The sequence below is a fragment of the Paenibacillus sp. V4I3 genome, from assembly GCF_030817215.1.
GTDB lineage: Bacteria > Bacillota > Bacilli > Paenibacillales > NBRC-103111 > Paenibacillus_E.
The window spans coordinates 462,612-474,669 of record NZ_JAUSZA010000001.1 but is presented as its reverse complement, the minus strand read 5'-3'; the positions used below and the strand labels follow the sequence as shown (position 1 = coordinate 474,669).

5 protein-coding genes and 3 riboswitches are annotated in these 12,058 nt (G+C 43.3%); of the genes, 4 read left to right on the top strand and 1 reads right to left on the bottom strand.

Features of this window, described 5'->3' with window-relative positions; all coding sequences use genetic code 11:
• Positions 1–244 precede the first annotated feature (244 nt).
• Positions 245–934: a 3D domain-containing protein gene (locus tag QFZ77_RS02260; protein ID WP_307435561.1), complete on the top strand. Its 690-nt coding sequence runs from the start codon at positions 245–247 to the stop codon at positions 932–934.
• Positions 935–1,139: 205 nt separating this feature from the next.
• Here the strand turns inward: QFZ77_RS02260 and QFZ77_RS02255 are convergent, their stop codons facing one another.
• Entirely contained in the window at positions 1,140–3,392 is a 2,253-nt protein-coding gene (locus tag QFZ77_RS02255) for a stalk domain-containing protein (RefSeq protein WP_307435558.1), read from the bottom strand.
• A gap of 63 nt (positions 3,393–3,455) precedes the next feature.
• A riboswitch (cyclic di-GMP riboswitch) is annotated at positions 3,456–3,543 on the bottom strand.
• A 433-nt stretch (positions 3,544–3,976) separates the two neighbouring features.
• Positions 3,977–4,068: riboswitch (cyclic di-GMP riboswitch) on the top strand.
• 60 nt (positions 4,069–4,128) lie between these two features.
• Here QFZ77_RS02255 and QFZ77_RS02250 point away from each other — a divergent pair.
• The 3 genes from QFZ77_RS02250 (at position 4,129) to QFZ77_RS02240 (ending at position 11,682) form a co-directional block, all read left to right on the top strand.
• Positions 4,129–8,166 (top strand): S-layer homology domain-containing protein, encoded by a 4,038-nt coding sequence (locus QFZ77_RS02250; protein ID WP_307435556.1) that lies wholly within the window; start codon positions 4,129–4,131, stop codon positions 8,164–8,166.
• Between the two features lie 272 nt (positions 8,167–8,438).
• Positions 8,439–8,533: riboswitch (cyclic di-GMP riboswitch) on the top strand.
• Positions 8,534–8,578: 45 nt separating this feature from the next.
• Positions 8,579–8,821, top strand: a complete 243-nt coding sequence (locus QFZ77_RS02245) for a hypothetical protein (protein ID WP_307435553.1) — start codon at positions 8,579–8,581, stop codon at positions 8,819–8,821.
• Positions 8,822–9,021: 200 nt separating this feature from the next.
• Positions 9,022–11,682 (top strand): stalk domain-containing protein, encoded by a 2,661-nt coding sequence (locus QFZ77_RS02240; RefSeq protein WP_307435550.1) that lies wholly within the window; start codon positions 9,022–9,024, stop codon positions 11,680–11,682.
• The last annotated feature ends 376 nt before the right edge of the window (positions 11,683–12,058 follow it).

The following is a 12,058-nucleotide window of genomic DNA, read 5'->3' as shown; positions in this document are numbered from 1 at the left end:
TTCGTTCACGTTTGTTAGTTTAAGCCAAGATTCGTTTTGTATGCTACTAAGCTTTCTTATTTCTTCACCTATTTTTTCATGCTTATTATTTGATACTCTCTCCGCCTTGTTTGCGTTCGTGCTCACATTTCATTAAACTATCCTCCGCCCTCAGCAAAAAAATTAATGTAAGACGTATATAAATCATAGAATTGGACGAATCTAGTAGCTATAACTCTATTATTTTTTAAGAGGAGGAAATACTATGTTTCGTAAAATTCTTTATGTTACTTTGACGTTTCCGTTGCTGCTTTGTTTGTGGCAGGTGCAACCAGCCTATTCGTACCCTGAAAGTGAAGATGGGGGGGAATTGCCTCCTACGTATAGTATGGCAAGAAACGCAGGTCCTGTGGAAGAGGCCCCTCAAGCTGAGCTTGTTCAGCCTCGGACGCAGTATCAAGTGGACCGAGGAGATACGCTGTACAAAATTGCTCGGGATTTTGGCGTATCCGTAGATGACATTATCAACTCAAACAATATTCCAAATCCGAACCAGCTAACGATTGGTCAAAGTTTAACGATTCCGATGGGTGGAGATGAGATTGGTTTACCAAATGGTCAAAAGAAAATAATTAAAAAAGTGTTGAACACAACCCTTACAGCTTATACGGCGGGCTTTGAATCAACAGGTAAAAAGGCTTCCCATCCCATGTATGGCATCACATTTAGTGGTCTTAAAGCCAAAGAAGGACGCACGATCGCCGTGGATCCTGCAGTAATCCCTTTGGGATCTACAGTGTTCATTGACGGCATCGGCATTCGCAAGGCGGAGGATATAGGTTCGGCTATTCGCGGTTCGAGAATTGATGTATTCATGAATGATTTGAGTGAAGCTCAGGAATTCGGCGTGAAGAAGAATGTGAAAGTCTATTTGCTAGATAGAGAGAATGTTTAAAGCGATAGCAATTTACTAGGCTAAGGGTCAATCGGGACATCCGAAGAGGCAAGGTTCATTTAAAATAACAGTTACAGCTCAAAAACGCCCCCAGCAAAGGTGCTGAAAGGGCGTTTTTACCATAATGTTAGCAGGTATTATTTTGTATGAAAATTTATCAGCCATTTCCCAATAAATCCAACGGCTTCGTCGTACTTCCTAATCATTAATTTGAGTGTACAGGCTGACCATCTTTAAACTCGCCTTCATAATCGAGTTTGCCATCTTCATAATACTTTCCCCTGCCATTGAATCTTCCTTGAACTTCGTAACCCTCATAAATTAGTTTGCCGTTATCATTAATACTTGTCACATATCCGTCAGGAATCCCGTTCTTGAATTGTCCAATCAGAACGTCACCAGTTCGGTCTCTACCAAAAATTTCTCCATTAAAATAAATGGTTCCCCAGCCCACTACATTATCATTAACGAACGTGGCATCGTACCAGACAGTGCCATCTTCATGAAAGAGCTTCCCTTTTCCGTGCATTTGTCCGTCTTTAAGCTGACCTTCATAAAGCAAGTTGCCCGCTTTGTTGTACAGCTTGCCTTCCGTTGCAGGGTCATAGAGATACACGGCTTTGAGGTTCGCATCCCATACCACTTTTCGGCCGGAAGCTTCACCAACCAATCTAAGAGGGACGAACGTATACCCTTTTTGAAGGTAAGGGGCTGTTGGTAGTTCGGATGTCTCTTCATTAACGGTTGCTTGCGACTTTCCTAATGTGAGACTAATCGACGATCCCTCTTTGCTGCCTGTAACCGTTTGGGATGCTTCGTTCCAATTAACTTGCAAACCCAGCTTTTCGAAAATAGGTCGAAACTCAACCGTTGTAGAGCTGTCCTTAAGTTGAGGCTGTTCATGGAAGATTACTTCCTCTCCGTCAAGAAAGACACGGATAGGTTTGTCTGCGTTCACTTGCGTAATGGTTTTCCGTATCCAATAGTCCCGGAGGGACGCTGCATTCATATCTTGATAAAGCACTGCGTAAACCCCACCGCTATGAATGTGGGTACGTAGAAGTTGATTTTTTTCCTCGATAATCCCCCCTGCATAGATCCATTCGCCCTCAACGAGTTTATAAATCCCCAGCTTGCTAAGCTGACCGGAAGGGACACGAGATGGCATATAGACCATTTTTAGGACATGGTAATCGAATGCTTCTCGTACGTCGACCGACCATGGGAGGCTCACCATTTTCTGATCCGGATGAAGAGCTTTGGTCAGTTCAAGTTTCGAATCGTCTCTATACCAAATGCTTGTATAATCGCTCCCCTTATAGGAAAACGGATTCTCGAACGGAGAGGACAAAATAACCGCGCGATCGGAAGTTGCCAACTCGTGCACGCTGCTCGGACTGTTTCCTCCGAAGAAGCCTGTCACTTGTTCAGGTATGTTAGCTGCATAAGGGATAGCTGAAACAAGTGTATCCTGAATAGCGTTACCTTCACCTGTAGATTGAAGGGTTCGAAGAATCAGATTGTTATCGACGTTCTTCAAAATAATTGTGCTTCCGGTAACACCCAATAGTTTCTCCCCTTGATCGGCTGCTGCATCAGCTTGCTTGTTTTGCAAGTTTGCTGCCATCACCACTTCATGTCCATCTTTCTCAATGGTCCATGCCGCAATTTCCTTACTTACGAAAGTAACGACAGGGATAGCTACCTTGTCAAATAGGCTAAGTACACTAGGTAGTGAATCCGGTTGCGTAACGTCGATCATTCTTAATTGATATTTTAGTTGATTGTATGGCTGTTGTATCCATACGATGTATTTTCCGTTGAATGCGACTGGATGACTGTTATATAAACTGCCATCCTTTTTATCCCACAGAACTCGTGAAGTATTGCTTGCAATGTCGTAAAGCTTAAGCCTATTCTCCGTAATACCATAATAGGCGACTTGGCTGTTCGCCAAAGTAGCGTCTTGTCCTTTTCCAATGATATTTGTTTCCTTTGTTGTCATATTGTACACATTAAGAGTGCTTGTAGATACATCTTTGTAGACTATGTATTCGCCGTCCGTTTGAAGATCTTCATAATAGCCCGGCTTGACATCTGTTTGGATAGATTCGCCGGTTTGAAGATTAACCATCATGATAAATTTTTGACTATCCCGATAAATAGCATAATTATTCGCTGCCGATAATTTATCTTTGTAGGTCTGGGTTTCGGTTAGCTGTTTTAATTCGCCACTAGACAAATCCCGGGAGAACACTTGATAGAATTTGTTCTCGTCATCTCCCATCCAAACCATCTTGGAATCGGTAATGATCGGGAACCTAGGTACCGTATAGTCCATTAAGTTATCCTCTTTGACGAATGTAGCAGCGCTTATATGCGCTTCCGGCAAGAAGGACAACGAGCCAAGCGCAAGCATGAGCGCAACTGCCCCTAACGCAATCTTTTTAAACTTCATGTTGAAATACACCCCTTTTATTAAAATCTCAATAAATTTCATGCATGCAAAAAAGCCAATCTATAGAGCGGCCCGGCTATCATATCCCGAAGGGGACGTAGACCCGTGGCTTTGCGACTCCGGCTTTCGCGCGAATGTGCCTTTAATCGTATTATATTGGCTTAAGCATTTATGGTATTTTTAACCACTATAAGGCATTTGCGTTAATTCTACAATATACGACATACTTCGCTTGGAAAAATCCCTTGGTAAAAGTGAATTCGGACTGCTAGACCAGCGGGGAGACGACAGGAGTACTTTGATCAAAATCGATACATTCAACAGCTGAAACGGGAGAATGAGATGCTAAATAAGTGCTTGGAAATCGTCTTTCTGCTTGTGTGACGACCCTTTTATTAGAGAAAATAACACGATGAGGAGCAGAGGCAAGCGCTGAATTGGGATTCAGTCGTAAGTATTTCAAAGAAGAATTTAAAAATAATTTGTCGAAAATGGAAGATATTTCTTTTCTATTAGATTAATTAAGTATATAATTGTTGCTAGGCAATTAGAACTATTCGATAGGTCCTAGAGTCATTCCATAGAATAAGAAACGGCAAATCCGTCCGAAAGGCGGAGACGCAAAGCCACGGGTCTAAGCAAGGGCACTTCCTTGTACGACAGCCGGGCTGCCTACATTCCTTTTGGAGTGGCTTTTTTATTGCCTTTATATCAAAGTAAAAGAGAGGAAGATTATATGTTGGCGAGGTTATTAGGGAAAATTGTATTTATCGTTATGTTTTTGACCGTTCAAATCGTATCTTTTTCAGGTTTAGTGCAAGCAGAAAATCAACCATCTTTACGTGACATAAACGGGTATTGGGCAGAGGATGCCATAAACGAATGGATCGGTAATGGATTGATTTCGGGCTATGCCGATCAAACCTTTCAACCTGATAAAGTCATTACCAGGGCGGAATTCATATCGCTTGTCAACAAGGCGTTAGGGTATCCCCATAAGGATGACCAAACCTTCAAAGATGTTTCTCAGGAAAAATGGTTCTATAACGATGTAGCCAAAGCAAAATATGCCGGCTATATTTCTGGGTTCGATGACGGCACCTTTCGTCCAGATCAACCGATTAGCAGAGAACAGGCTGCCAAAATCATCTATCAACTTATGCAATTAAAAGACGTGTTACCAAAGAGCGATACGCGAACGTTTCACGATGAGCAGCAAATGTCTGACTGGAGCAAGCCTTACATAAAAGCAGTCGCCTCGGAGGGTTATCTTAACGGATATCCTGATCAGAGCTTCCGTCCTCAGAAATCCATTACAAGAGCAGAAGCCGTAGTGATGCTAGATAATGCCGTAGGGCAACTGATCCATGAGCCTGGAACTTATACTCCAAAAGCTGATGTTGAAGGGAATATGACGGTCAACAGCGGCGGTGTCACTATAAAAAATGCTGTGATTAAAGGCGACCTCATCTTGGCAGCGGGGATAGGGGAAGGGGAAGTGTTCCTTGATCACGTGACAGTAAAAGGAAGAACGATTGTGAATGGGGGCGGAGAAAACAGTATTGAAATTCAAGATTCAACCCTCAATCAGATGATGGTTCAGAAGGACTTCGGCAGAGTCAGAGTTTTTGCTAAAGGTTCTACGAGAATAAGCGATACCATTATCAATTCGGGTGCGAAATTAGAACAAGAGCAAGGAAACGAGGGCTTCCAATCCATTTCCATCCAAGGAACGACTGTGAATGATGTCGTTCAGCTAGTAGGGACATTTGTGAAAGTTGACCTGAAGTCGACGGTAACCCTCGAGATTTCCAGTCAATCCGTTGTCACCTTGCTTGAAACGCAAGCAGGTTCGGAAGGCTCAGGAATCAAGCTGCTGGGCAATGCCATATTGGAGCAGATCATTTTGCAAGCAGCCGCGAAGGTGACGGGAGAAGGATCGATCCTTATTGCAGTGATTAATGTGGAAGGCGTAAGCTTTGAACAAATTGTAAAGAAATATACACTTGGCGATCTAGTGAAGCTCGTCGTAATTGGCGGGAAGGAAGTAACAGGAAACTCTCCGGTTATGCCAGGTACTACACCTGGATCAACGAACACATCCCCGGATCCTGTTCCGAATGCTGGGCAGCCGACAGGCGGGGAACCGGCTACTGAACCGGGTAATGTAGAGGATATTAATGCTGCCTTTATCATTCATGACAAGGTATACACTCTGTACCCATCCATCGCAGATTACTCGACGTTTCAATGGGACGTTTCGAACACAGTCACACACGATACATACCAGACCGAATATACTGGGACGTTAGAAGATGTAGGAATCTACAGCATTATAGGCGGATCGTTTTCTCCAGCGCCGTATGACGTAACCAATCGGAATTCAAAACAGCATTATTCCGGGGTTCTGTTATCGAGCATTTCGGTTAGCGGTAGCGTGTATGCTCAGGTTTATTATGGCGGCAACGAGATGATTTCTTATCAAATCAATAACCGTTACGAGGTCCATGATCTAGGTAATCAGCTGCCGGAACAAGCGGTGCCGCTCACAACAGGGGATAACCTTACGCTCGTTTACGGAAGTCAGTATCTTGTTTTTGCAACATGGAACGGAAGCGACTGGGAACTTGATGGGATAAATGATCGACTAGAGTCGCCAACTGGTCTAAAGGCATCTACAGTATCGAATAAGGAGATCGCTTTGCAATGGAATCCAGTTGCGAATGCGGACCATTACCATATTTATTACAGCGCAACTGCTGCTGGCAAGTTTGTCCCCTTGAAGGATCAAAACGGTCAACCGATTACGGTAACCGGAACGACCTATGTCGATAGCACGAATCTTCCACATACGACAAGATATTATGTCGTTACATCAGCAATAGATGAAATTGGCGTGGAATCCGGACCAAGCGGCGTTGCTTTTGCTACAACTTATTATAATGCACACATAGCTCTGGATTTTGAGATCACAGATACGTGGCAGCATCCATCGGATCCAATCCTTTATATCACAGATAAAACGGACAAGAAGCTTTATCGCGTCAATTACGAAACAGGTGATAAATCCTCCATAGCGTTTAACCTTGCACCGGAGAGTCTCACATATGCAGACGGTAAAATCTACGTTTCTTTGCTAAAAGCGGCACATTCTTCCTATACGGATATTTCACAGCAACAAGGCGCAATTGCGGTTGTGAATGCGGCTACCTTCACGCTTGAAAGTACTCATGAAATTGCGATTGACCCCTTTGATGTCGCAGTCGTTTCCGGTTATCTCTACGTGTCATCCGGATCAGGTCAGTGGACGAAGATCAAGTCATATGATTTGAAAACTTTTGCTGAGGTGGGTTCAAGCGATATTCGGCAAGCGAGTTATATCCAAACGCTTCCATTAGGGAATAAGCTCTATACGATCACAACGGATACGTCACCGAGAGATCTTAGTGCGTATAATGTAATGAACGGACAATACGTCGAGCCATCCTATCCAGGTGGTTACGATTCGCCGTACCATGGCGATTATGCGATGTCGACGAACTTTACCATTTCTCCGGACGGTGCCTACATCTTTAACGGTTCCGGCAACGTATTTATGGCAACAAGCAATAAGTACGACGATATGAAATATGTATACGGACTTGGACAAGCATATGACGGTATTGCTTTTGATCTGTCAAATAACAATAACAAGTTTTACACAACGAAGAACAACGAGGTACAAGTCTATGATTACAGCAATTTTAAGAAAAATGGCCTCTATCACTTGGACGGTACAGCCAAGAATGTATTTAATGATACCGATCGATTGACTGCTGTATCTACGCTAGACGGAAAGAATATCGTCGAAATCGTAGAAAAGAATTCAATCGAAGCGATTGCCCCTGTTGCGGTTTCTGGTGTCCAGTTGGACGGCAGAGTTGTTGACATTGCTTACAATTCCGTAAACAAAAAAGCTTATGCAATCGACGAAGCGTTCCGCAATCTATATGTGGTTGATCTTCAAACACAGACGATTGTAAACACGGTCAAGCTTCCATATCGTCCGTCCGGTCTTACATTATCGGAAGACGGTTCAAGTCTCTTTATCGTGAATGATGATCTAAATAAGCTCATAACGGAAGTGCGCCTATCTGATTTACAAATTGTAAGGCACTTGGCATACACGTCAACTGTTGATTCCGGTGACATCGCTCATAGACATATCTACCATAAATCCGGGATTCTATATGTTGTGATGGGTGATTGGGAGCCGACGCTGCTTGCGTTCAATTCGACTACCTTTGCAGCCGTAAACTACGGAACTGTGATCAAAGGGGTTGGCGATCTGGCTTTCTCTAGCGATAAGAGCAGATTCTTTACATGGTATCAGTATGGCTGGAATGCGGGAAGTGCCGGTTCAAACGTATTCGCATATTCCGTTAGTGGTAATAGCGTAACCAAGTCAGGCCAATCCAACCTAAGTTACCCGAACTTCTTGAGAGATCCCTTGGATACTCCGGTTCTATTGTTGGAACGTCAAGGGAAACTAGTCGTAAAGAATAAGGTCCTTAATCTCAATGATGTTACGCAGGTAATCAGTACATTGCCAGAACCGATTTATGCTGCGAATGCTACCGGAGAGCTGCTGGTTGGTAAAAATGGGATATACAGTGCGGCGACATATCAGAAGGTTGATACTTTGGCGCTGGGGACAGCAACGGAAGTCTTCTTTGATCAGAACGGAATGCTGTATTATTACGTAAATGGTGCGTTATTGTCTATACAGAAGTAAAATAATAATAACCCGTGCGTGTATCTGTTCAGTCGAGTAATTGTGAAATTCCAGTTCATCTGTTTATTCAACTAAACTGACTGTTTTATGGGATCTCCTAGGTCAACCAGTACTCTGGTTGGCCTTTTTTGTGAGAAATCACACACTTTGCGTAGGGGTTGCCTCTTTCCTGTAGAAATATGTTGAATTATATTATTTTATGGAATACCATGGGAAATAGTAGTTCTTTACGACTAGCTAAAATGAGTGAAACACACCTAATATCAAGCAATAATGAACAAAGGCAAATCCATCGAAAGGTGGAGACGCAAAGCCACGGGTCTAAGCCATGAGTCACATGTCATGGGATGATAGCCGGGATACTCTTTAGGGGCTTGTTTTTTTATTGCCAAAAAGAAAGGAGGGTCCCAAAATGGCAACATATCTTATGCTGATTAAAGTATTCGACGATGCCGAAAAGGTCATATACAAATTTGGTCCAACGGAAGAAAGTTTGGGTGAAATTGAATTTAATCTACTTAATGAAGAATTTCGGCAGCTAGAGAGAGTCCCGGGAACAACTAAAGACCATATGTTCATGAAGGCTGCTTCAGCTATTGCAAGATGTTATGCAGAGGGAGATGGTTTTCCGGACAAAACTTTCTTTGCTTCTTAAAATTTTTATTAGCTTCTAGTTTCAATTACTCTTTTGAATACATATTAGTTGGAATTAGCATTTTGGTCATTTTTGGAAATCACCTATGTGCTCATACGAAAAAGCGAGAATCAGCGGTCAATCCACTTGGGAAATGATAGCCGGGTCGCTCGAGATGGTTGTTTTTTTATATTCCAAAATGAAGGAAATCGGGGTGAGCTATGATGAGACTACATTTGAAACGACTTGTAGCCATATGCGTGCTGATTGGATTTATCACTTATTACGGAGGGGGAAACTCAGCACAGGCTACTTTGATGTATAGTACGAAAGATACCCCAACCATGTATAAGGCACCTGATCGTTTCGTTAACATTTCTGGCAGCGACATGGTCTGGAAAGCCCAGGACAACTCGGGAAAAGATCAGCTTTATTACCGTAATCTAGTAACTGGCGAAGCCAAGCAGCTGACGGACACGAGTGGTGTCAAGTCGGTACCAGATGTCGGAGGGGATTATGTTACTTATGTTCATCGTCAGAAGGATCTCATATTGCTCAATATTCGTAGCGGTGAATCTTTGAACATAGCATCTACCCCCGGTACGTACGAATCCCCAACGACGGACGGTCATTATGTAGCTGTCCCCAATAAGAGCGACAATTTTATTTATGTTTATGATATAGCGAGTAAGACCAACAAAAGGGTTGGTCAGGGCATAAATGCTGTGGTTGCGGAGGGGGAAATATTGTATGTCCAATTACCCTCCAAAGATCTTCAGCTTTACGATATCGCTACCGAGAAAACCCGCAAGCTAACGAAACCGACTGACGGTTATGTAGATACATTTTACGGTCCAGCTTTTAACGGAAAGACCGCGGTTTGGCTGCAGAAAATGAATGCCGGTGGTTATGAGACCAGATCACAGCAAACCGATCATGATGACGCACTTCCCCAGCTCTTAGCTAGATCCGATGCAGCGCCGAAAAGCCAAGCTCCCATTGCTATTGGTGATCATATCTCGGCTTGGCATCAAACGGTGAATGACAATGATGAGATTGCCGTAGCAGATCTTGCCTATAGCGAAGCGCACATCTTAGTAGACAAGGCTTCCGTAAACTCACTCGTCGGTATTTACAATAATCAGGTTGTGCTCAGAGGTGACGACGGTAATATATTTCTCCGAGAAGTGAACGTGAGCGGTCAGTCTGTAGCACCGACGGCCCCTATTGCTTCTGCGGTACCTTATGTCGAGAAATGGGCTGAACCAGTAAACCAGTCAATGCTTTTCTTTAGCAAAGACAGAGCTATCACATCGCAGGATAAAAGCATTATGTTGAAAATGAAAGAATGGTTGTTCCAAGGTGATGGCGACGTCAACATGGAGCCTAACCCGGATCGCGACTTACAGTTGACTAAGGCGCTGTTGCCTGGACAGAAAATGGTGAGTCTGCCATGGAACGTCTCGATGCCGGATGCTAAAGATGCGCTCATTCTTTCCATGTCCTACATAGCGAGTAGAGTGCCGAAGGAGCAAATAAATAAGCTCGGCATTTATCGGTTGGAAGGTGGATCATGGGAGTATGTGGGTGGATTGCTCGAACAAGAGACGAACCAAATTTATACTCCAATTATTAAGCCTGGAACGTACATCATACTGTATTATAATGTTTCAAACCCGTATGTAAGGGACTATTGGATTAATAAACGTATTACCCAGATGACCGATAACGATCCGATACGTGTTTTCCTTGACGGAGAAGAAATTCAGTTTCATGAGGCACCAATCCTGCAAGAAGGCTCCACTACCGTGGAATTCAGGCCTATTTTTGAGAAATTGGGACTTAAAGTGAATTGGGACGATGCAACTAAAACAGTAACCGGGCAAAAAGAGGGGAAATCCCTCCGGTTGCCCTTGGGTAAGAAGGAAGCGGAGTTTAACGATCTAAAGATGAACATTCCGGTTGCCCCCTTTTTATACAAGGACTATACGTTCGTACCGCTCCGTTTCGTAGGAGAAGCGACCGGTAGAAAAGTGATGTGGGATGCCAACCTTAAAACAGTATACCTCTATGATCTGGCAACGGAAGGAAAGCTATATTACAACGGTGGTGCCCTTATGTACGAAGGACAGCTGGAGGATGGTCATATGAACGGAAAAGGCAAGTTGTACCGAGAGGACGGGACGCTTTGGTACGACGCGGAGTTCAAAAATGATGAGGTCGTCGGCTTGGGGACTATCTACTTCCAAGGTTTTAGCCGCGGTCGCGATCGCACGGGGGAAATGTCTATCGGTCAATTCGTAGAAGGTATTCCCGAAGGTAATGTAAGATACGTTGACGACAGTGGATATGTGTTCTATGAGGGAAAAGTGATAAAGGGCTTATATAGTGGCCAAGGTAAATACTATGTGGCAAACCAGTTGATCTATGAAGGCGAATTTAAGGACAACATGTACGATGGTCGTGGAAAATACTACATTAATGGTAAACTTTTTTATGAAGGGGATTTTGCAGTCAATACTCCGAATGGTTACGGCAAAGAATATAATAAAGCCGGAAATCGGGAAGGAGAGTTTAAACAAGGAGTCATGAACGGAAAAGGTATTTGGTATTACTCTTCCGGCACGAAGCTATACGAGGGGGAGTTTGTGAATAATATTTGGGAAGGACAGGGGAAGATTTACTCCGTAAACGGAATGCTGAAGAAAGAAGGTCAATTTAAAAACAACTATTTCGTTAAGGGGACGTATTACTATACAGACGGTACAAAGTATGTAGGAGAGCTAGCTCACGATGTCCCGAATGGTCAAGGCATCTTATATGACAAAAACGGAAATATTGAATTTCAGGGTCAATTTAAAGAAAACGTACCAGTTAAATGAGGAACGGTAAAGCTCTAGTAGACTTTGTTTGGTGCCCGTTTCTATCTTGAAGAGTACGAGCAGGCAAACCGATTTCATCCGCACTCAGATCAAGTCGGTTGGTTAAAATGGCGACTGGATTTCCTTCGGAATCCACGGTGTGAATGAGACATAGACGTTCTCCATTCGCTTTTGCAGTGTCCCGACATCGGCCAAAAGATAATGAACATTCAGAGAAAATTAATGCAATGCTAGTGAAATAAAAAGATAACCTAACCCAAACCCACTATCTTCGCTAGTGGGTTTCTTTTTTCATGCGATTACCTAGTCTTCACACAGGTCTTAGATGCGCCCCGACTAAGGTCTAGGAACAAATACCGTCGTTAGTCCGTTTTGG

What these genes read in the sequence shown, in the direction of transcription:
- QFZ77_RS02260 (WP_307435561.1), top strand. Translation starts at nt 245, where the DNA reads ATGTTTCGTAAAATTCTTTATGTTACTTTGACGTTTCCGTTGCTGCTT.
- QFZ77_RS02250 (WP_307435556.1), top strand. Translation starts at nt 4,129, where the DNA reads ATGTTGGCGAGGTTATTAGGGAAAATTGTATTTATCGTTATGTTTTTG.
- QFZ77_RS02245 (WP_307435553.1), top strand. Translation starts at nt 8,579, where the DNA reads ATGGCAACATATCTTATGCTGATTAAAGTATTCGACGATGCCGAAAAG.
- QFZ77_RS02240 (WP_307435550.1), top strand. Translation starts at nt 9,022, where the DNA reads ATGATGAGACTACATTTGAAACGACTTGTAGCCATATGCGTGCTGATT.
- QFZ77_RS02255 (WP_307435558.1), bottom strand. Translation starts at nt 3,392, where the DNA reads ATGAAGTTTAAAAAGATTGCGTTAGGGGCAGTTGCGCTCATGCTTGCG.